Source organism: Streptomyces antnestii, assembly GCF_004005495.1.
GTDB lineage: Bacteria > Actinomycetota > Actinomycetes > Streptomycetales > Streptomycetaceae > Streptomyces > Streptomyces antnestii.
Window position 1 is genome coordinate 87,564 of sequence record NZ_RZYA01000017.1, and the last position, 19,874, is coordinate 107,437.

The 19,874-nt window shown below is 70.3% G+C and carries 20 protein-coding genes; 3 read left to right on the forward strand and 17 right to left on the reverse strand.

Annotated features, from left to right (window positions below; translation table 11 throughout):
* Positions 1 to 19: 19 nt before the first annotated feature.
* The 4 genes from EOT10_RS29300 to EOT10_RS29315 form a co-directional block, all read right to left on the reverse strand.
* Positions 20 to 1,456: an AI-2E family transporter gene (locus EOT10_RS29300; protein WP_127831369.1), complete on the reverse strand. Its 1,437-nt coding sequence runs from the start codon at positions 1,454 to 1,456 to the stop codon at positions 20 to 22.
* 155 nt (positions 1,457 to 1,611) lie between these two features.
* Positions 1,612 to 2,325, reverse strand: a complete 714-nt coding sequence (locus EOT10_RS29305; protein WP_488803553.1) for an aggregation-promoting factor C-terminal-like domain-containing protein — start codon at positions 2,323 to 2,325, stop codon at positions 1,612 to 1,614.
* Between the two features lie 426 nt (positions 2,326 to 2,751).
* Positions 2,752 to 4,071: an RNA 5'-3' helicase PhoH2 gene (gene phoH2, locus EOT10_RS29310; protein WP_127831371.1), complete on the reverse strand. Its 1,320-nt coding sequence runs from the start codon at positions 4,069 to 4,071 to the stop codon at positions 2,752 to 2,754.
* 320 nt (positions 4,072 to 4,391) lie between these two features.
* Positions 4,392 to 5,153 carry an isoprenyl transferase gene (locus EOT10_RS29315; RefSeq protein WP_127831372.1) on the reverse strand — a complete coding sequence of 254 codons (762 nt, stop codon included), beginning with the start codon at positions 5,151 to 5,153 and terminating at the stop codon, positions 4,392 to 4,394.
* 109 nt (positions 5,154 to 5,262) lie between these two features.
* Between EOT10_RS29315 and mgrA the strand changes: the two genes are divergently transcribed.
* Entirely contained in the window at positions 5,263 to 6,303 is a 1,041-nt protein-coding gene (gene mgrA, locus EOT10_RS29320; RefSeq protein ID WP_127831373.1) for an L-glyceraldehyde 3-phosphate reductase, read from the forward strand.
* Positions 6,304 to 6,393: 90 nt separating this feature from the next.
* Here the strand turns inward: mgrA and EOT10_RS29325 are convergent, their stop codons facing one another.
* Positions 6,394 to 6,912 (reverse strand): hypothetical protein, encoded by a 519-nt coding sequence (locus EOT10_RS29325; RefSeq protein WP_127831374.1) that lies wholly within the window; start codon positions 6,910 to 6,912, stop codon positions 6,394 to 6,396.
* Positions 6,913 to 7,250: 338 nt separating this feature from the next.
* On the opposite strand from EOT10_RS29325, the gene EOT10_RS29330 reads away from it, so the two are divergent.
* Positions 7,251 to 7,601: a DUF192 domain-containing protein gene (locus EOT10_RS29330; RefSeq protein WP_127831375.1), complete on the forward strand. Its 351-nt coding sequence runs from the start codon at positions 7,251 to 7,253 to the stop codon at positions 7,599 to 7,601.
* Between the two features lie 147 nt (positions 7,602 to 7,748).
* On the opposite strand, the gene EOT10_RS29335 is transcribed toward EOT10_RS29330, so the two are convergent.
* On the reverse strand, positions 7,749 to 8,537 hold the full coding sequence (locus EOT10_RS29335; protein ID WP_127831376.1) for a class I SAM-dependent methyltransferase: 789 nt from the start codon (positions 8,535 to 8,537) through the stop codon (positions 7,749 to 7,751).
* Between the two features lie 208 nt (positions 8,538 to 8,745).
* Between EOT10_RS29335 and EOT10_RS29340 the strand changes: the two genes are divergently transcribed.
* The gene (locus tag EOT10_RS29340) at positions 8,746 to 10,065 is read left to right on the forward strand and encodes a cytochrome P450 (RefSeq protein ID WP_127831377.1); all 1,320 of its coding nucleotides are present in this window, start codon (positions 8,746 to 8,748) and stop codon (positions 10,063 to 10,065) included.
* A gap of 19 nt (positions 10,066 to 10,084) precedes the next feature.
* Here EOT10_RS29340 and EOT10_RS29345 read toward each other — a convergent pair whose 3' ends face one another.
* The 11 genes from EOT10_RS29345 to EOT10_RS29395 form a co-directional block, all read right to left on the reverse strand.
* Complete coding sequence (locus tag EOT10_RS29345) at positions 10,085 to 10,777, reverse strand: OmpA family protein (protein WP_127831378.1); 693 nt, start codon at positions 10,775 to 10,777, stop codon at positions 10,085 to 10,087.
* Positions 10,774 to 11,349: a hypothetical protein gene (locus EOT10_RS29350; protein WP_223281285.1), complete on the reverse strand. Its 576-nt coding sequence runs from the start codon at positions 11,347 to 11,349 to the stop codon at positions 10,774 to 10,776. Before EOT10_RS29350 ends, EOT10_RS29345 begins: the two co-directional genes overlap by 4 nt.
* Before the next feature lie 21 nt (positions 11,350 to 11,370).
* Positions 11,371 to 11,979, reverse strand: coding sequence for a pilus assembly protein TadG-related protein (locus EOT10_RS29355; RefSeq protein ID WP_317617372.1), 609 nt, complete (start codon positions 11,977 to 11,979; stop codon positions 11,371 to 11,373).
* Positions 11,976 to 12,164 (reverse strand): hypothetical protein, encoded by a 189-nt coding sequence (locus EOT10_RS42170; protein WP_127831441.1) that lies wholly within the window; start codon positions 12,162 to 12,164, stop codon positions 11,976 to 11,978. Before EOT10_RS42170 ends, EOT10_RS29355 begins: the two co-directional genes overlap by 4 nt.
* Positions 12,165 to 12,329: 165 nt before the next feature.
* Positions 12,330 to 13,232, reverse strand: a complete 903-nt coding sequence (locus tag EOT10_RS29365; protein WP_127831380.1) for a DUF5936 domain-containing protein — start codon at positions 13,230 to 13,232, stop codon at positions 12,330 to 12,332.
* A 27-nt stretch (positions 13,233 to 13,259) separates the two neighbouring features.
* A complete protein-coding gene (locus EOT10_RS29370; protein WP_127831381.1) occupies positions 13,260 to 14,210 on the reverse strand; it encodes a type II secretion system F family protein in 951 nt (316 codons plus the stop codon).
* A gap of 88 nt (positions 14,211 to 14,298) precedes the next feature.
* Entirely contained in the window at positions 14,299 to 15,636 is a 1,338-nt protein-coding gene (locus EOT10_RS29375; RefSeq protein ID WP_127831382.1) for a TadA family conjugal transfer-associated ATPase, read from the reverse strand.
* An 8-nt stretch (positions 15,637 to 15,644) separates the two neighbouring features.
* A complete protein-coding gene (locus EOT10_RS29380) occupies positions 15,645 to 15,983 on the reverse strand; it encodes a TadE/TadG family type IV pilus assembly protein (protein WP_127831442.1) in 339 nt (112 codons plus the stop codon).
* Between the two features lie 95 nt (positions 15,984 to 16,078).
* On the reverse strand, positions 16,079 to 17,680 hold the full coding sequence (locus EOT10_RS29385; RefSeq protein ID WP_127831383.1) for a CpaE/TadZ family protein: 1,602 nt from the start codon (positions 17,678 to 17,680) through the stop codon (positions 16,079 to 16,081).
* Positions 17,681 to 17,753: 73 nt separating this feature from the next.
* Positions 17,754 to 18,464, reverse strand: coding sequence for a Flp pilus assembly protein CpaB (gene cpaB, locus EOT10_RS29390; protein WP_127831384.1), 711 nt, complete (start codon positions 18,462 to 18,464; stop codon positions 17,754 to 17,756).
* A gap of 38 nt (positions 18,465 to 18,502) precedes the next feature.
* A complete protein-coding gene (locus tag EOT10_RS29395; protein WP_223281286.1) occupies positions 18,503 to 19,600 on the reverse strand; it encodes a hypothetical protein in 1,098 nt (365 codons plus the stop codon).
* Between the last annotated feature and the right edge of the window lie 274 nt (positions 19,601 to 19,874).

Here is a 19,874-nt window from a genome sequence, read left to right on the forward strand (position 1 = left end):
AGGACATTGGTGAGCCGCGCTACGAACCCTCCCGCACCGGCGGGTCCACCGGGGCCACCCCCAGCGCCGTCGCCCCATGAGGCCGCGCAGCGTGCCGCATCGCGGACTCGTGCGAGTACGAGCGCAGATAGCCCACGACCGTGTTCGTCACCGCGACGAGCGGCACCGCCACCACCGCCCCACCGATCCCGGCCACCATCCCGCCGGCCGCCACGGACAGCACGACCGCCAGCGGATGCACCCGCACCGCCCGGCCCAGGATGAACGGCTGGAGGATGTGGCCCTCGATCTGCTGCACCGCGAGGACCACCGCGAGCGTCATCACCGCGGTGAACACGCCCTGCGTCACGAGCGCCACCACCACCGCGAGCGCGCCGGAGATGACCGCGCCCACCAGCGGGATGAACGCGAACAGGAAGATGAAGACGGCGAGCGGCACCGCCATGGGGACACCCAGGAAGAAGATGCCGAGGCCGATGAAGATCGCGTCGATCAGGGCGACCACGACCGTGCCGCGGACGTAGGCCGTCAGCGTGCGCCAGGCCCGCGGCCCCGCGCCCGCGATACCCGGACGTGCCTGCGCCGGGACGAGTTTGAGGGTCCACTCCCAGATGCGCCGGCCGTCGTAGAGCAGGAACAGCGTCGAGAACACCGTGAGCAGGATGCCGGTGAGCGCCTCGACGATGACGGTGACGCCTTCGAGGCCCGCGGACGTGATCTGGTCGGTGTTGGCGCCGACCGCGTCCCTCAGGCTCTTGGCGATGTCGTTGATCTGGCTCTCGGTCACATGGAACGGGCTGTTGAGCAGCCACCTGCGCAGCTCGTCGATGCCGTCCTGGATCTGGCTGGAGAGGTTGTCGATGTTCTCCTGGACCTGCCAGACCACGAACCAGCCGACGAGCCCCATGACGACGAAGCCGAGGACCGCGGTGAGCGCGGTCGCGAGGCCGCGCGGCACCCCGTGCTTGCGGAGGCGGGCCACGGTCGGCTGGAGGATCGCGGTGATGAGCATCGCGGCGACGAAGGCGAAGACGACGAGCTGTACGGCGCCGATGACCTTCATCAGGACCCACAGGGTGCCCGCGAGGACGAGGAGGCGCCAGCCGGCCTCGGCCGCGACCCGCATGCCCCACGGCACGGCCGCGACGGGGTCGGGTCTGGCGGCTATGGCGGGGGCGTACGCGGGCGGCGCGGGAACGTGTTCGCCGCCGCCGCTCTCCGGCCGGGTGTCGGGCACAGGGGACTCGGCGGCAGGCGCGGTCCCGTCGACCCGGTACTCCCCGGTGGTCCGGTACTGCTCGGTCCGGTACTGCTCGGTGTGGACCGGAACGGCCGCCGGGACGGGGTCGTCCCCGTGCTCGTCACGCTCGGCCTGGGCGCGGCGTTCGTCCAACCGCTCCCCCATCCGGCTGAGCCCGCTGCCGATCCGGTCGAGCCAACCTGGAACTCGCGACATGATCCGTCCTTTTCCCCCGAGCGCTCTCACCACTCCCCCCGGAGTCGTCGGATCCGACGGTACCCCGAACCACAGCCGGAGCCCCTCACCGTAGGACGGTGAGGGGCTCCGGAAGGTTGACGGGCCGACGGCCCGTCATGCGCTCGGTACCGGTACTAGTACCAGTGGTTGGCCTGCCAGAAGGTCCAGGCCTCGCACGGGCTGCCGTAGCGGCTGTCCATGTAGTTGAGGCCCCACTTGATCTGGGTGGCCGGGTTGGTCTGCCAGTCGGCACCCGCGGAGGAGTACTTCGAGGCGGGCAGCGCCTGGAAGAGGCCGAAGGCACCGGACGAGGCGTTGGTCGCCTGGTAGTTCCAGCTGGACTCGTGGTCCACGATGTTGCTGAAGCACTGGAACTGCCCCGCGGGGACCATCTGACGCGCCATCGCCTGTATCTGCGATGCCGAGTAAGACGCCTGCGTGGCGAAGCTGGACGCGTCGCGGGTGGCGGAGCGGCTGGCGACCTTCTTGGCCTCAGCGCGTGCCTTCGCCTCCTTCTCCGCCTTCGCCTTGGCGTCGGCGGCGGCCTGCTGCTTGGCGACGGCGTCCTCGGCGGCCTGCTTACGCGCCGCTTCCTCCGCCGACTTCTGGGCAGCGTTGTCCGCAGCGATGGCCTGCGTCTCCGCCTGCTGTGTCAGCGAGGCGGTCTGCACCTGGGCCTGCTGACCCGTGGGTATGTCGGCGAGGAGGGTCGCGTCGCTCGCCGTGGCCTCAGCCTCGTTGTTCGAGGGCTGAGCGGTGCTGCCCGAGGCAACACCCACGACGGCGCCGACGGTGGTGACCGCGGTGGCTGAAGCCACGGCGAATCCCCGGACCGAAATCCGGCTCACACGGTTTCCTTCCAGCATCGCCCGCTGTAGGTGACCCTCGCGGACGCAATCGTGCCCCTGGCGCTGGCCTCCCAACTACGGGGTCACGGGAGACACGGGCCCGGTGGGCAACTCCCCTGAGGGGAGTGCCGCGTGGTGCTCGGGCGGCATACGACGACCTCTATGAAGTTCAGATGATGCTGTGGTGTCGTACCGCTGGGGGTACACATGTGTCGTATGCGGGGCCTGACAGGACTGAGACTCTGCCGGACACGGTTGCCTCAAGGCAATTCTCATCGAAGTGGGAAAGCTCACACATCGTTTGTCCCAGGCGTTTCGCGGAAACAAGCACGCGGCAAGACGCCGCCCGGCTAAGCTCCTGCGCTTCGCCGGGCGGCGCCAACTACCGCGTAACCCCTACAAGATGGGGCGCTTCGCTCACTGCTCTCAGAGGTGACCGTCCTCCAGCATCTCGGTGACCAGGGCCGCGATCTGTGAACGCTCCGAACGGGTGAGGGTCACGTGGGCGAACAGCGGATGCCCCTTCAGCTTCTCGACGACGGCGACCACTCCGTCGTACCGGCCGACCCGCAGGTTGTCCCGCTGCGCCACGTCGTGTGTCAGTACGACCCGTGAATTCGCCCCGATCCTCGACAGAACGGTCAAAAGGACGTTCCGTTCGAGGGATTGGGCCTCGTCCACGATCACGAACGCGTCGTGCAGGGAGCGGCCGCGGATGTGCGTCAGCGGCAGGACCTCCAGCATGCCGCGCGCCGTGACCTCCTCGATGACGGCCTTGCCGGCGACGGACCCGAGCGTGTCGAACACCGCCTGCGCCCAAGGGCCCATCTTCTCGGCCTCGGTGCCGGGCAGATAGCCGAGCTCCTGACCGCCCACCGCGTACAGCGGACGGAACACCATCACCTTCTGGTGCTGGCGCCGTTCGAGTACGGCCTCCAGACCCGCGCAGAGCGCGAGCGCCGACTTGCCGGTGCCGGCCCGGCCGCCCATCGACAGGATCCCGATGTCGGGGTCGAGGAGGAGATCGAGCGCGATGCGCTGCTCGGCGCTGCGGCCCTTGATGCCGAACGCCTCGCGGTCGCCGCGCACCAGACGGACGTTACCCTCGGCCGTGATCCTGCCGAGCGCCTTGCCGCGCTCGGACTGGATGGTCAGGCCGGTGTGGACGGGCAGCTCCGCCGCCTCCGGCACGTACAGGCTCTCCTCCTCGAAGAGGAGGTCCACCTGTTCACCGGAGAGCCGCAGTTCGGACATTCCGGTCCAGCCGGAGTCCGTGATGGCGAGCTCGGCGCGGTACTCCTCGGCGAGCAGGCCCACCGACGACGCCTTGATGCGCAGCGGCAGGTCCTTGGAGACGACGGTGACGTCGTACCCCTCGGCCTGGAGATTGCGGGCGACGGCGAGGATGCGGGAGTCGTTGTCCCCCAGGCGGTAGCCCGCCGGGAGCACGCCCGGATCCGAGTGGTTGAGCTCGACGCGCAGGCTGCCGCCCAGGTCGCCGATGGGGATCGGGGCGTCCAGACGTCCGTGCCGGGTCCGGAAGTCGTCGAGCAGGCGCAGGGCCTGCCGGGCGAAGTAACCGAGCTCCGGATGGTGCCGCTTGGCCTCCAGTTCCGTGACCACGACGATCGGGAGCACCACCTCGTGCTCGTCGAACCTGGTCAGGGCGTTCGGGTCGGCCAGCAGGACGCTGGTGTCGAGAACATAAGTGCGCCGGTCGGGCTGGCGCTTGTTGCTGGTCACCACGGAAGGACGTACCCCCTCGGATGAGGTCGGGGAGCGACAGAGGGATCCAGGGCCGGGCGGGGCGGGTCGGACCCGCCGGTCGACGGCCGCGATGCACGGGCCGTGACCGGCCCCCCAGCCTCTCCAACGGGGAATGTGCTCCCCGCATGGTCGTCCTGGCGCAAAGGGCCTCCCGGGCGGACAGCCCCGTGCCGTCCGCTGAGACTCGACGTCCGTGAATCGGACATCGACCTGGAAGGCTTATTCCCTCGAACACACGCGGCCATGCCATAGCTCGGGGCGGCGCGTGCGTTAACTCCTGGTGACGTACGTCCCCCGGGTCAGCCGCCGTAACGCCGGTGACGGGCCGCGTAGTCGCGCAGCGCGCGCAGGAAGTCGACCTTGCGGAACGCGGGCCAGAAGACTTCGCAGAAGTAGTACTCGGAATGGGCCGACTGCCAGAGCATGAAACCGGACAGGCGCTGCTCGCCGCTCGTGCGGATGACGAGGTCGGGGTCGGGCTGTCCGCTGGTGTAGAGGTGCTTCGAGATCTGGTCGATGTCGACGCTCTCGGCGATGTCCTCGAGGCTGGTGCCCTTGTCCGCGTGGTCGAGGAGCAGCGAGCGCACCGCGTCGGCGATCTCCTGGCGGCCGCCGTAGCCGACCGCGACGTTGACGAGTATCCCCTTGTTGCCGTCGGTGGCCTGCTCGGCCTCCTTGAGGACGGTCTGCGTGCGGGCAGGAAGGAGGTCGAGGGTGCCGACGTGGTGCACGCGCCAGCGGCCGTCGACGGCGAGGCTGCGGACGGTCTCCTCGATGATGCCGAGGAGCGGCCGCATCTCCTCCTCGGGGCGGTTGAAGTTGTCCGTGGACAGCATCCAGAGGGTGACAACTTCGACGTCCGTCTCGGCACACCAGCCGAGGAACTCCTCGATCTTGTACGCGCCCGCCTGGTGGCCCTGTGCGGCAGTGCCACCGGAGGCCTTCGCCCAGCGCCTGTTCCCGTCGAGGATGACCCCGATGTGTTTGGGCACCTGGTCGTGGTCGAGACGGCCTTCCACCCGGCGTGCGTAAAGTCCGTACACCAGGTCGCGCAGGTTCACTGTCTTTCAGCCCCTCCGTGCAGACGGCAGTCCCCGAGGGCGAAAGCCTACCGCTGTGGACCGTGGCCCTCGCTGTGGGGTGCCGGCGGCCTGACGTAGCTTCGTAGCCATGAACGACACCTCCTCGTACCGCGCCGCCGCGGACCGCTACGACTCCATGGAGTACCGGCGCACCGGCCGCAGTGGTCTCAAGCTTCCCGCGATCTCGCTCGGCCTGTGGCACAACTTCGGTGACGACCGCACCCTCGACTCTCAGCGGGCGATCCTCCGCCGCGCCTTTGACATCGGTGTCACCCACTTCGACCTGGCGAACAACTACGGGCCGCCCCCCGGCTCCGCCGAGCTGAACTTCGGCAAGATCTTCGCCCAGGACTTCGCGCCGTACCGGGATGAACTGGTCATCTCGACCAAGGCGGGCTATCTCATGCACCCCGGCCCGTACGGCGAGTGGGGCAGCCGCAAGTACCTGCTGTCGTCCCTCGACGCGTCCCTGTCACGGATGGGCCTCGACTACGTCGACATCTTCTACTCGCACCGCTTCGACCCGGACACCCCGCTCGAGGAGACGATGGGCGCGCTCGCCTCCGCGGTGCAGCAGGGCAAGGCGCTCTACGTGGGCGTCTCCTCCTACAACAGCGAGCAGACGGCGGAAGCGGCGCGGCTGCTGAAGGAGATGGGTGTCCCCGCCCTCATCCACCAGCCCTCGTACTCGATGATCAACCGCTGGACCGAGGACGACCGCCTGCTCGACACCCTGGAGACGGCCGGCATGGGCTGCATCTCCTTCGTGCCGCTCGCGCAGGGCCTGCTGACCGACAAGTACCTGAAGGGCATCCCCGAGGGTTCGCGCGCGACGCAGGGCAAGTCCCTCGACCCGGGCCTCGCGGGCGACTCCGAGGTGCTCCGCCGCCTGAACGGCCTGAACGACATCGCGCGGCGCCGCGGCCAGTCCCTCGCGCAGCTCGCGCTCAACTGGGTGCTGCGGGACGAGCGGATGACGTCCGCCCTCATCGGCGCGTCCAGTGTGAAGCAGCTGGAGGAGAACGTGGCGGCGCTCGCGGGCCCGAAGCTCACCGACGAAGAGCTGTCCGAAATCGACTCGTTCGCGGTGTCGACCCCGGGCACGAACATCTGGGCCGGCCGGAGCTGACGCCTCCCGTTCCGGTCTGTTCCCCTCTGGTTCCCCTCTGGTTCCGCTCTGTTCCGCTCTGTTCCGCTGGGACGGGCCGCGGCCCTCGCGCTACGCGCCGGGGGTACGCGGCCTGCGGAACCATTCGCCCGCGCTCGCCTGGCTGAGCAGCACGACCATGACGACGGCACCGACGAGCGCGACGAGCCCGCCGATGTTGCCGCGCAGGGTTCCGCTCAGGCCGAGCGGGATCTGCACGCTCGCGAGGACGAGGGACGTGACCCGCAGCCACCGGCCCGCCTTCCCGTAGAAGCAGGCGAGGACCAGCAGGGCGACGCCGAAGACGTTCCCGCCGAACGCGGCGCCCGCGCCGCGCGGCCCCTCCGTCACGCCGACCGCGACGGCGGCGAGCAGGGCGAGCCCCACCGTCACATACGTGGTCGTCCGGGCGGCGCGGACGGAGGACGGCATGCTCAGGGGCGGGGCGGGCGCGTACTGCGGGTGGGTCCCGTACGACCCTGGGGCGTTGTACGGGCCGGGGATGTGGGGGCCGGGGACGCCGGGCCGACCGGGGCCGCCGTACGGGGCGGGGGCGGTGGGCGGCGCCTGGTGCGGGTGGTCGTTCGGCATGCCGCGGACTTTAGTCGCGGCGCCGGGCCCGGCGGCCGTACACGCGCGGCCCGGCCAGAGACAAAAAACGGGCCGGTCCGTGGGGGGGGATACGGACCGGCCCGAGGGGGGGTTTCCACCATAACCCTTCGTGAGGGATGGTGGGTGCATCGGCGTGCCACAACTACTCTCCGAAGTCGCCCGACGACGGCTGGAGGTATGTTTCCGGCCGCTTCGCGCGGGGTTTCGCAAGGGTTTTCCCGGCTTTCGGTACGACCAGGGCGGTCCCCCTCAGGGAGTAGCGGTGCGACGAACGCGTGCTTGACGCCGGGGCGGCCCGGGAGGTTGGCTGCGCGCTCATGGCGACGTTCACCGTGGCGGGACGCGAGGCCGAACTCCCGCTGGAGATCGCGGAGTCGGGGCGGGCGCGGCGGCGCGGGCTGCTCGGCCGCGATGGGGTGGACGGCGCGCTGTTGCTGACCGCGTCGGCGAGTGTGCACACCATAGGAATGCGCTTCGCGGTGGATGTGGCGTATTTGGACCGGAAAGGGAAGGTGCTCGCGGTGCGCACGATGCGCCCGGGGCGGATCGGACTTCCCCGGTTGCGCGCCCGGTGCGTCCTGGAGGCGGAGGCGGGGGCGATGGCCCGCTGGGGAGTGCGGCGCGGGGTCCGGGTGACGGTGGTCCAGCATGGATGGGGGCCAGGGTGAGTGACCGCACACGGGGGAAGGCAGGCGGCACCGCGCAGCCCCCTCCACTGCACGATGCCGCCGCGCAGCTTTGCTCACGCGAATTGCCTTGGTCTGAACCTACTTCACGGTGACACGTGTATCGGTAGCTGATCGATAACGATGCGGCTACAAGGCGCGCGGCCTGCGGGCCTCGATCAGATGACGGGTGCTGTGCGCCACGAACGGCCCCTCCGCCGCGATGCGTTCATGCAGTTCGAGCAGCCGCGGCCGGTACGCCTCGACGGTGAATCCCGGCACCATCCAGATCACCTTGCGCAAGAAGTGCACGACGGCCCCGATGTCGTAGAACTCGATCCGCAGACGCTCGGCGCGCAGGTCGACGACCTCCAGGCCCGCCGCCTCGGCCTCGGCCCGCTCGCCCCGCGGGTCACGCCCCCGCCTGACCTCCTCCGGCTGCGGCCCCAGGAAGAACTCGACGACCTCGAAGACGCTGCTCGGGCCGACATGCTGCGCGAAGTACGTGCCACCTGGCGCCAGCACGCGGGCGATCTCGGCGAACGGGGCCTTCACCGGGTGACGGCTGGTCACCAGGTCGAACGTGCCGTCCGCGAACGGCAGAGGGGCGCCCTCCGGCGAGGCGACGACCACGACCCCGCGCGGGGCGAGCAGCGCGGAGGCCTTGGCGACGTTGGGCGGCCAGCCCTCGGTCGCGGCGATCAGCGGGGGCAGCTCCGGCGCCGAGGCGAGCACCTCGCCGCCGCCGGTCTGGAGGTCGAGCCCGGCCGAGGCGCGCCCCATGCGCTCGCCCATGGCACGCGCGTACCCCCAGGACGGCCGCTCCTCGGTGGCGCGGCCCTCGAACCACGAGAAGTCCCAGCCCTCGACGGGGGCGGCGGCAGCCTCGGCGACGAGTTCGCCGAAGGGGCGGCCGGCGTGGGTGGGGCGGATGCTCATGACGCCATGATCGCAGCGCCCCACCGGCACGGCACGTGCTTTTCGCCCCGCGCGGGCGGGCCGGGAAGAGAACCGTAAGAGGGGCAGAGACCTCCCGCCCCTCCCTCGGCCTGCGCGGGTTCTCCACGTACCCTGGGCGGATCCGCTCCGGGCACCGCTGCCCGACACAGGTAACGGCATCGACCATCCCGCGCCGAAATGCGAGCTCATGTCCGATCGTTCTCTCCGTTCTGTTCGTGCTGCCCGTTCAGCGATAGCGACCTGGCTGACCCGCCTCTACTTCGCCCGGCTCCGGAAGAAGGGCGGCCTCGACCTGTCCGTCCTCTCGAAGCTGCCCGACGCCGCGCTCCTGCCGCTGCGCCGCGAAGGACTCGACCCGGTGGCCGAGATCGGTGAACTCCGGGACCGGGAGCCGGTCAGCAGGCTGCCCATCCCCGGCATGACGGTGTGGCTCGTCACCGGCTACGACGAGGCGAAGGCCGTGCTCGGCCACGGGTCCGCGTTCAGCAACGACTTCCGGAACCTGGTCGGCAACACGGGTGTCACCGACGACCAGAACCCCGGCGGCCTCGGCTTCACCGACCCGCCGGACCACACCCGGCTGCGGAAGATGCTGACGCCGGAGTTCACGATGCGCCGCCTCTCGCGGCTCACCCCCCGGATCCACGCCATCGTCGAGGAACGCCTCGCCGACCTCGCGAAGGCCGCGGACGGAGACAACACGGTCGACCTCGTCGAGCACTTCGCGATGCCCGTGCCCGCGCTGGTCATCTGCGAACTCCTCGGCGTGCCCTACGAGGACCGGGACGACTTCCAGCAGTTCTCCGTCGCCCGCTTCGACGTGTTCGGCGGCGCCGGCGCGTCCTTCAGCGCCGTGTCCCAGTCCCTCGACTATCTGCGCGGGATCGTCGCCGAGCAGCGCCGCAACCCCGGCGACGGCCTCCTCGGCATGCTGGTGCGCGAGTACGGCGACGCGATCACCGACGAGGAGCTCACCGGCCTCGCCGACGGCGTCCTCACCGGCGGCCTGGAGACCACGGCGAGCATGCTCGCGCTCGGCACGCTCATCCTGCTCCAGAACCCGGAGCACTTCACCGCGCTGCGCGACGCCACGGACCCCGAGGCCGTCGCCGCGCCCTTCGTCGACGAGCTGCTGCGCCACCTCACCGTCGTCCAGACCGCGTTCCCGCGGTTCGCCCGCGAGGACGTCGAGATAGGCGGGGTCCGGATATCCGGCGGGGACATCGTCCTCGTCTCCCTCAGCGCCGCCGACCGCGACGCACGCCTCGGCGAGGACATGGACCGCTTCGACCCGTCCCGCCAGGCCGCCGGCTCCCACCTCGCCTTCGGATACGGCATCCACCGCTGCATCGGCGCGGAGCTCGGCAAGATGGAACTGCGCGCGGCGTTCCCCCAACTGGTCCGCCGCTTCCCGGAGTTGAAGCTCGCGACTCCTCCGGAGGAACTCGCCTTCCGCAAGCTGTCCATCGTCTACGGAGTGGATTCCCTGCCGGTACGGCTCGGCTAGCGCCGCGCCAGGACACGCCCTAGGGGGAGGACGTGCCGTCGCCCGCGCCGGTCGCCCCCCTCGGGAACGACACCTCGACCCTCCGGTTCTTCTTGCGGCCCTCTTCGCTGGTGTTGTCGGCGATCGGATAGTCCTCGCTGTAGCCGCGCACCGCGAACGTGACGTTCTGGTCCTGCGAACCGAGCGCCGCCGCGAGCCGCTCGTGCACGGCCTCCGCGCGCTTCTTCGACAGCGTGAGCCCGTGCGCGTACGACCCGAGGTCGTCCGTGAAACCGAAGACGCGCACGTTCGTGGCGTGCTGCGCCGTGATCTCGTCGGCGATGGCCTGGATACGGGACGCGGCGTCCGGGTTGAGCTTGGCGCTGTCCTTCGGGAACAGCACCTCCGCCTGCAGCGCGAACTTCACGTCCTGGTTCGTGTCCTCGCGCCTCTCGTCGCCCGACAGGTCCTCGATGACGGACTTGATGTCGAGCACCTTGGCCGGCGCAAGCGTGGCGCCGTCGGCGAGCTTCAGCCCCGGGCTGTTGCCGTCGACGTCGGGGGGCGGCGAGGTCGTCGTACTCCCGGGCGGCGCACCGGAGGGATCGGTGTCATCGGCGGAGGCGCCTTGCGCGTTGACGCTGACGCTGAGGGTGAGGCTGATCAGGGCGGCGGCGGTGAGGGCGATGAGAGGTCGTGTTCGGGTTCGTGTTCGGGGGAGGGCCATGGTCATCCGCCCTCGGTGATTTCCAGGGGGGCGGGGGGCATGGACCCGACTTGGAAGTCGACCTTGTTCGTGCCCTCGGGTGGCGCGGGGAACTGTGCGTACCAGTCCACGGACTGGCCCGCGTCCACGCCACCGCCCTCGAACTTCGTGCAGAGGCAACGCCCTTGGGTATCCCGAAGGATGAGGTACTTCTTCTTGCCTGCCTTGTCCACGACGGAGGCGCCGGCGAGGGAGGATCCGTTCTTGCTCAACTCGCGTTCGTCGCCCCGCCAGTCGGCCGCGATCCAGAACTTGCCTCCGCCGTTGGTCACCTTGCCGGAGAGAGTGAGAAAGCCGCCCTGATCCCGTGTCGCAGAGGTGACTGTCAGCGTGATGCCGTTGCTCTTGACTTCTGCGAGCGTCTGTTCCGAAGAAGGGGAAGGAGTCGGACTTACGTCCTGGCCGGTTGTGTGCCTCGCTGAGGCCGAGGCCTTCGACTCGCCCTTTCCGTCATCACCACCACCGCACCCGGCCGTGGTGAGTATCAGCCCGGTCGTGATCGCCAGCGCGGCCAGTGCCGTGCGTTGCCGAGTCTTCATCGAAACGCGTTCCTTCACTAGTCAGTCGGCCAGATGAACGGAGAACAGGGTCGAGGCGTCAGGAAGATCTCCCGGCTTGAAGTCCCCCGGATCGAAGTCGAAGGACTCCCCGCCATCACAGTCGAACTCCACCGCCTTTGCCGGGTCGGCCGAAGGATCAACTTCGCAGCGCGGCTCGATGACGGCGGTGGCCTTGGCCTTCGCGTACTCGGACTCCGTGCCTGGGATGATCGAATCACCGACGGGATCGAGGGTTTCCACCTTCACCCAATATCCCGGATACCCATTGACTTCGGCCGACTGGAATCCGGTGACCCGCGCACGGTTGTCCGCAGCAAGCGAATTCGCCGCGCTTTCGGCGCCGTCACCGATCGGCTGCTGCCCGGCAAGCCAGTCGAGCCAGCCGTCGCCGTGACCGATCGCCCGGCCCAGCCCATCGACGAGATTGCCCCTCGCCTCCTGAGCAGCCGCCAGAGCGGCCGCATCGGCAGCCGACTGAGCACCGTTACGCGCGGACGCCGCCTGAGCGAACGCGAAGAACGCGAACGCGGCAAAGAGCAGAATCCCTGTCAGCCAGATGTAGATGGGCAGGGTCTGCCCTCGATCGTCCCGGAGGCCGACGAGGATCAGCCGCCGATGACCTGGGTGACCGCGTCCCGAATGGCTCCGGAGATCATGCCGTCGAGTCCGATCTGATCGATCAACGTAAAGATCCCCGCGATCAGAATCATCAGCCCCGCGTACTCCACGAAGCCCGCCCCCGAATCCGCGTTTTTCCCGCGGACGCGGTCCCCTACCGTCACGGTCCACTTCACCCACACCCCGAGTACGCGTTCCCTCAGCACGGTTTCCCCTTCGCTCCCTCACGACTTCACCGGCACCGTACGCAACGTACGGGAACTGCCACCCTCTGTGCCGCCTTTCGTCAATTAACGGCACACGCTTGACCGGAAGTTGGTCGCTTCCTGTCATGCCTCCCCTCACCGGCCGAGGATCGAGCCGAAGTCGGAGCCCGACCCGAGGAACATGCCCGTCGCGATGAGGATCATCGTCGCCGGGAGCATGAAGACGAGGGTGACCATCGTGGCCTTCGGGATCGTCTTCGCCGCGCGACGGCGGGAGTTCTGCGCGTCCGTACGCCGCATGTCCGTAGCGATCTGGATCAGCGTCTCGGCGATGGGCGAGCCCAGTTCCTCGCCCTGCTGGAGCGCGGAGACGAACTGGGCGACCTGTTCGGACGCGTTGCGCCGGCGCAGCTCGTCGAAGGCCTGGCGGCGGCTGACGCCCATGTCCATCTGCCGGAGCGCGATGCGCAGTTCGTCCGCCCACGGCCCCTCATACTTCTCGGCGACCCGGTCGAGCGCCTGACGGAAACCGAGGCCCGCGCTGACGACGACAGCGAGCACGTCGAGGAAGTCGGGCAGCGTACGGTCGATGACCTCCTTGCGCTCGCGCGACGCCTGCCAGATCAGGCCGTCCGCGGCGAGGAGGCCGAACGCGAGGGTGAGGGCGGCGAACAGCGTCTGGCCGTTGGTGAGGAAGACCAGGCCGAGGACGACCCCGAAGACCCCGTAGACCGCGCGGCGCGCCGCGTAACGGTCGATGGTGAGGCCGCCGGGGTTGCCCGCCATGTCGATCCTGCGGCGCTTGAGGTCGACGCGGCGCGGCCCCATGGCCCGCAGGACGAGCGGGGCGAACCGCATACCGAGGCGGTCGACGGCCGACCCGGCGGCGGAGACGCGCGTGGCGCCGACTTCGAGGGCGACGGCCAGGTCACTCGGCAGCTTGGCCTCGGCGCGGTACATGCGCACGCCCAGGAAGATGCCGAGGACCGCGAGGCCCATGGCGAGGGCGAGCAGCACCCCGACCATTCCCGTACTCATCCCAACCCCCTCCGTCCCGTACTCATCTCAGACCTCGATCTTTCCGAGCCGGCGGATCACGAAGAAGCCGATCCCGTACAGGCCGAGCGAGACGAGGATCAGGATCTGGCCGACCGGGGAGCCGGTCACGCGTGCCAGCGCGCCCGCGTTCGACGAGTTGATGAGGAGGAGGGAGCCGAGGCCGAGGAGCGGCACGGTGAACGCGGTCGCGTTGACCTCGGCCAGCATCGTGCGGATCTCGCGCCGGGTCTCCTTGCGGTCCTCCAGGGTCTGGGTGAGGTTCCGCAGGGACGACACCACCGAGCCGCCCGCCTTGTTGGCGAGGACGAGGGTGGTGACGAGCACGACGAGTTCGCGGGACGGCAGGCGTTCGGCCAGCTCGCCGAGGGTGTCGTCGATGGTGCGGCCGAGCGAGAGCTGGTCGGCGACCATGGACAGCTCCTCGCCGGCGGGGGCCTCCAGCTCCTCCGCCGCCATGGCGAGCGAGGTGCGCAGGGCGAGCCCCGCGGCGGTCGCGTTGGCCAGCAGGCGGGCCACGTCGGGGAGTTGGCTGATGAACGCCTCGATGCGTTTCTGCCGCTGCCAGTTCAGGAAGATCACCGCTCCCCACGCCCCGACGAGCCCGGCGATCGGCCCGAAGAACGGCGCGAGCGCGGCGGACGCGATCAGCCAGAGGGCGACGACCACGGCGAGTACGTAGGTGAAGAACTCCCCGGCGGTGAGGTCGAGCCCGGTCGCGGACAGGCGCAGGTGGATGGCGCGGCCGAGCCGGGTGCGGCGCAGCCTGCGGTCGAGGCCGGCGAACCGGCGTACGCGGCCCCCGGCGGCGCCGTACGGGCCCGCGCCCGACAGGCCGTCGAGCCGGTCGACGAGCGCCCGCCGCTGCGCGCGTCCGGAGGCGTACGCGTGGAGGCCCGCGACGGCGAGTGCGCAGGTGAGGAGGGTGGCGCCGAGCGCGATGAGAGTGCGTTCGCTCATGTCGGACCGCCAGGACCGCCCGGGCCGCCCGGATCCCCCAGATCCCCCGGACCACCCGGACCACCCGGGCCTACAGCCGTCGCGGTCGTCATCCGATCGCCTCCCTGGTGTTGCGTCCGTCGATGCCGTCGATCACGCCGAACGCCGGCGGGATCGGCTCGTTCGCGACGTACAGCCGCTCGGCCACGCGCCGTGGCAGCGGCAGATGCTCGAACGTGCCGCGTACGCGGTGGTCGTGGCCGAGTGGGTGCGGCACGAAGCGGGACACCGTCGAGATGCGGAACTGCTCGCGGCCGTGCGAGACGAGCAGGGCGATCTCGGCGACCTTGCGGGAGCCGTCCGCGTGCCGGGTGAGCTGGACGAGGACGTCGACCGCCGAGTTGATCTGGTCGCGCAGGGCCTCGAAGGGGACGTCCACCTCGGACATGGAGCCCAGGGTCTGGAGGCGGGTGAGGGCGTCCTCGGCGGTGTTCGCGTGGACGGTGGCGAGCGAGCCGTCGTGGCCGGTCGACATCGCCTGGAGCATGTCGAGAGTCTCGCCGCCGCGGACCTCGCCGACGATGATGCGGTCGGGGCGCATGCGCAGCGAGTTGCGGACGAGGTCGCGGATGGTGATCTGGCCCTTGCCCTCGACGTTCGGCGGCCGCGATTCGAGGCGGACGACGTGGTCCTGCTGGAGCTGCAGTTCGGCCGAGTCCTCGATGGTGATGATGCGTTCGTGGGGTGGGATGAGGCCGGAGAGCGCGTTGAGGAGCGTGGTCTTCCCGGATCCCGTGCCGCCGCTGACGATGACGTTGAAGCGGGCGCGGACGAACGCGGAGAGGAGCATGAGCATCTGCTCGTCGAGCGAGCCGAGGCCGATCAGCTCGGGGAGCGTGTACGCGCGGGGGAAGCGGCGGATCGTGAGGGTGGCGCCGGTCAGGGACAGCGGCGGGATGATCACGTTGACGCGCTCGCCGGTGGGCAGGCGGGCGTCGACCATCGGGTTCGACTCGTCGACGCGCCGGTTCACCGTGGAGACGATGCGCTCGATGGTCTGCATGAGCTGTTCCTGCGAGGCGAAGCGCAGCGGGAGCTGTTCCACGCGGCCGGCGCGCTCGACGAAGATCGCGTCGGGGCCGTTGACCATGATCTCGGTGATGGACGCGTCGGCGAGGAGGGGTTCCAGTACGCCGAGTCCGAGCGCCTCGTCGACGACGCGGCGGACCAGCTGGGAGCGCTCGGCGGAGGAGAGGACCGGGCCCTCGCGGCTGATGATGTGGCCGAGGACGCGTTCGAGCCGCACGCGCCGGTCGCCCGCGGCGAGCGACGACATCTCGGCGAGGTCGATCTCCTCCAGGAGTTTGGCGCGGTAGACGGCGACGAGGCCGTCGTCGCGGGAAGGGCCGGGCTCCTCGCGGACCGTCACCCGTGATCGCAGACTCATCGCTCCGCTCAACTCCCTTGCTGGCCACGGTCGTTCGGCATGGTGGCGCTGCGCCGTACGTCCCATCGGGCGTCGAGGAACGGTACGAGGACGGGGACGTGGACGGTGACGGTGGCCGTGGTCGTACCGCCTGAGGAGCCGCCCCCTCCCGGGTCGACCTCCGCGTCGAGCCAGGCGCTCATCGCGGCCCGCCCGGCCCCGGCACCGTCGCCGCCCAGGGACTGCACGCGGGCGGCGGCCCTGGCCCCGGACCCGGCCTGGTTCGCGGCGTACCCGACGAGCCCGAGCTGGATGACGGCCATGCCGATGAGGAGGAGGAAGGGCAGAAATCCGGTGAACTCCAGGATGGAGACGCCGCGGTCGTCGCTCTTCGCACGCTGGAGACGGTCCCGTACGCCTGAGTCCCGTACGCCTGAGTCCCGTACGCCTGAGAACCGGCGCCTCACGGCGCGCTCCCCTGTTGCCCGTCCTCCCGCGCCGCGCCCGCCTCGCCGGTGACCATCCAGCCCGCGTCGACGCCGGGGAAGAAGACGGGTACGTCGACGCGCACGGTCGCCCTCATCACCGATCCCTCCGGTGCACAGGTGATGGCCGCGCCCTGCCACGCGCCGGGCAGATTCTTCTCGCCGGCGGCCTGGCAGGCACCCGCCGTGTCGCCGCTCCCGGCGGCGGCGGAGGTCGCCGCCCTGGCCGCCTCGTCCGCCGCGTTCCCGGCCAGCGAGTACGTGTACCCGTACAGGACGCACTGCCACAGGATCGCCATGACGACGAGCAGCAGCGGGAACATGCCCGCGAATTCGAGGGTGACGGCGCCTCGGTCGCCGCCCCGGCGACGGGCGCGGCGGCCCGGCTCCTGGGCGGCGGACGCGTCGACGAGGCCGAGTTCCCCCGCAAGTCCCCACAGGGCCTGCTTCACGGAGGACCGGCTGTCGAGGTCCTGCATCCGGCCCGCGTCGACCGCGCCCTGGAGCTCCTTGAACCCGGCGGGCACGCTGACGCGGGCGACCCGGGTGCCCGTCACCCGTTCCACCAGGGACGCGGTGATCTCGGAGCCGCGCGCCGAGCGGTTGACGACGGTGACGGTCTCCTCGGCCTTGCGGATCTGGAGGCGGTCCCACATCCGGATCAGGCGTTTCGCGGCGCGTACGGCGACGACGTCGGGGGTGACCAGGAGGACGGCCTGGTCGGCGAGTTCGACGGCCGCCGCGTTCGCGGACCCCATCTGCGTACCGCAGTCGACGACGACGACGTCGTAGCGGCCGCGCAGGGCCTGGACGACCTGGCGGGCGACGCGGTCGGTGACCTCTTCGCCGCGTTCGCCGTCGGACGGCGCGAGGAGGAGGGCGAGGCCGGTCTCGTGCGTGAAGAGGGCGTCCTGGAGGACGCGCGGGGTGATGTCGCGGATGGCGGCGAGGTCGGCGACGGAGCGGCGGAACTGGACGTCGAGATAGGAGGCGACGTCGCCGGACTGGAGGTCGAGGTCGAGGAGCGCGACGGAGCGGCCCGACGCCTGGGCGGCGAGGGCGAGTTGGACGGCGGTGACGGTGGCGCCGACGCCGCCCTTGGCTCCGCTGACGGTGATGACGTGGCCGCCGGGCGCGCCGGCCGCGAGCGCCAGTTCGCCCCCGCTGCCGAGGTGCCTGCGCATGCCGGCGGCCCAGGAGGCGGCGGCCTGCACGCGCTCGGCCAGCGCGTCGTAGCCGAGGGGGAGTCCGACGATGCCGCGGGCGCCCGAGTCCATGGCCGCGGTGAGCAGGGCGGGGCTGGTGTCGGCGGTGGCGAGGACGACGCCGACGGCGGGGAAGCGCAGGACGAGGTCCCGGATGAGGTCGAGGGCGGGCACGGGCCCGATCCGCTCGTGGACGAGGACGACCTCCGGCAGTTCGTCGAGCGACTCGGCGGCGAGCCGGGCGAGGGTGTCGAGGAGGGCGGTGGAGTCGGCGACGGGCGGGGCGGGCTCGGCGTCGGGCAGCTGCCCGAGCAGCGTGACCAGGGACCGGGCGGCGTCCAGGTCTCCTACCGCGGGGAGAATACGGATGCTCATACGGCGCCTCGCCTCCTCTCTCATCTCAGTCTGCGTGTCGGCCTTGCCGTATCGGGGGCTGCTTGATTGGGGGCTACTTGTCCTCGTCGAGGGTGTACGAGCGGTCGGCGGGCGGGACGGGCGCGTCGGTGCCCGGGGCGACGAGGGCGAGCCGGACGTGGGTCGCGAACGACTCGGCGTAGGCGACCCGCTGGGCGTCGGCCGGGTCGAGGGCGAACGTGATGGGTACGGCCTCGCCCTGCCGGCGCCGCCCGTTGTCGCCGCCCTGTTCGTCGATGGGGGTCAGCTTGCCGACGTCCATGACCTCCGCGTTCTGGACGATGACCTTGGACTGGTCCTTGGACTTGTCGTCGGGCGCCTTGAAGGTGGCGTAGATGTTGACCTTCGACCCGGGTGTGATCTTCCCGGCCACCCCGGTCTCGGCGTCGATCATGATGGCGATCTCCTGCTGCCCGTCCTCGAGCTGCGGCCGGGCGACGATCATGTCGGTCTGGAGCAGGGACCCCTTCTTCAGCGTCGTGACGGCGATCTTTCCGCGGATCTGGCTGAGGCTGGTCACTGCGGTCTTCGACAGCCACCGCTCGGGCATGTCGACCTTCTCGAACCGGTCGGCGGTCAGCTCCTTGTAGGGCGCGACATCGCTCTTCAGCCGGTACGCGGCGACTTCCGGGCCCACCTTCGAGTTCACGTCACGGATCACCGAGAGCACGCCGGCGAAGGCTCCGACGGCGCACAGGGCCGAGATGACCAGCAGGATGATGCCGCGACGCTGACGTGAGTTCATGGACCGGGCTACCTCGTGGGGATCGGGGGACCAGGGGGTCAGGGGCGGGCGGCGGGGGGCAGGGCGGCGCGGGCGGGGCCGGTGGCGGGTGCGAGGGCGCGGCCGGGTGGGGGTGCGTGCGGGGCGGTGGCGGGCGGGTCGGCGAGCGGCGCGGCACAGAAGCCGCAGCGGTCACCGATGAGTTCGAGTCCACACCAGTGGCACGTCTCGCGCCGGACGGACGAGACGAGCTGGTAGAGCACGGAGATATCGGGAATGGCGGCGGCGAACTCGGCGATCTTTCCCGGGTTTCCGGGCCTTCCGTGACCTCCTGGCTTACCGGGACCTCCCTGCATCCCGAGGCCTCCCTGCTTCCCGGTGGCCCACCAGCGGGCGGACTCGGCGGGCAGCCGGGTCTCGACGATGCCCTGCACCTGCCAGGCGGGGGCGAGGGTGCCGGTGATCCAGTCGGTGGGCTGCTGCCCGGCCGCGTAGAACATGCGGGTGCCGAAGGCGGGCCCGGCGAGCGTGGGCGACTCGGGTCCGGTGAGCCGTACGAGCTCGGGCTGCGGGGTCGCGAGTACGGCGAACTGGGCGCCCGGCATCCACGACTTGGCGTGCGCCTTGAGGCTGACGGGTACGCGGTCGAGCCGGGCGACGGAGCCGAGGACGGCGCCGGCGTAGATGTAGTGGGCGAGGAGCCGCGCGGCGGAGGCGAGGACGCCGGGGCTGAAGTCGCACATGGTCAGCTGGCGGAGCTGGAGGGCGAGGACGGCGAGGCCGAGCGGCGGCAGCTCGGGCCGCAGGATCGCGATCCGGTCGCTTTCGAGCACGGAACGCACGGCGTGCAGCCGGTGAACGACCAGATCCGGCACGGATTCAGGACAGAGAACGATCACGTAGCCGTGGTGCTCGATCAGGGTGTGCATCTCGACGATAGCCCGGTCCAACGAGTACGCCCCGCCCTTCGGAACCCTCTTCGGATCCGCCTTCGGGTCCGCCTTGGGGTCCTGCGCGGCCATGACCGACTGGAGCACGGCGGCGGACGGCGTATGCCGGTCCGACGCGGACAGGACCAGGTCAGGGCTGGTCACGGCTATCGCGGTAGGCACGCTCGCACACCCCCCGGTCTCTGTGCACTCCTGCCTCAGCACCATATCCGCGCACGTCCCGCTCAACACCCAACTTCCAGGTGTTCACGGGGAGGTGGGATGCGGGCCACCGAGGAAGGGGCACTTCCAGAGGTCTTGACATCTAAATTGGTCTGGACCAGCGTGTACAACCATCAACCGCCCCTCCCTCCACCCCCAGGGGCCACCCCAATCCCGCAGCGCCGCCGCTCCCCCGGCGGCGCTGCGAAGCCCGGGCAGCCGGCACCGGGGCGAGCCGATCAAGCCATCTCAATACCGCCACCTCATTCCCGCGTTGCAT

Bases quoted from the DNA above. Each gene is read 5' to 3' on its own strand.
- mgrA (WP_127831373.1), top strand. From the start codon at position 5,263: ATGAACGACACCTCCTCGTACCGCGCCGCCGCGGACCGCTACGACTCC.
- EOT10_RS29300 (WP_127831369.1), bottom strand. From the start codon at position 1,456: ATGTCGCGAGTTCCAGGTTGGCTCGACCGGATCGGCAGCGGGCTCAGC.
- EOT10_RS29395 (WP_223281286.1), bottom strand. From the start codon at position 19,600: ATGGTGCTGAGGCAGGAGTGCACAGAGACCGGGGGGTGTGCGAGCGTG.
- cpaB (WP_127831384.1), bottom strand. From the start codon at position 18,464: ATGAACTCACGTCAGCGTCGCGGCATCATCCTGCTGGTCATCTCGGCC.
- EOT10_RS29365 (WP_127831380.1), bottom strand. From the start codon at position 13,232: ATGAGTACGGGAATGGTCGGGGTGCTGCTCGCCCTCGCCATGGGCCTC.
- EOT10_RS29330 (WP_127831375.1), top strand. From the start codon at position 7,251: ATGGCGACGTTCACCGTGGCGGGACGCGAGGCCGAACTCCCGCTGGAG.
- EOT10_RS29350 (WP_223281285.1), bottom strand. From the start codon at position 11,349: ATGAAGACTCGGCAACGCACGGCACTGGCCGCGCTGGCGATCACGACC.
- EOT10_RS29345 (WP_127831378.1), bottom strand. From the start codon at position 10,777: ATGACCATGGCCCTCCCCCGAACACGAACCCGAACACGACCTCTCATC.
- EOT10_RS29340 (WP_127831377.1), top strand. From the start codon at position 8,746: ATGTCCGATCGTTCTCTCCGTTCTGTTCGTGCTGCCCGTTCAGCGATA.
- EOT10_RS29325 (WP_127831374.1), bottom strand. From the start codon at position 6,912: ATGCCGAACGACCACCCGCACCAGGCGCCGCCCACCGCCCCCGCCCCG.
- EOT10_RS29335 (WP_127831376.1), bottom strand. From the start codon at position 8,537: ATGAGCATCCGCCCCACCCACGCCGGCCGCCCCTTCGGCGAACTCGTC.
- EOT10_RS29385 (WP_127831383.1), bottom strand. From the start codon at position 17,680: ATGAGCATCCGTATTCTCCCCGCGGTAGGAGACCTGGACGCCGCCCGG.
- EOT10_RS29375 (WP_127831382.1), bottom strand. From the start codon at position 15,636: ATGAGTCTGCGATCACGGGTGACGGTCCGCGAGGAGCCCGGCCCTTCC.
- EOT10_RS29370 (WP_127831381.1), bottom strand. From the start codon at position 14,210: ATGAGCGAACGCACTCTCATCGCGCTCGGCGCCACCCTCCTCACCTGC.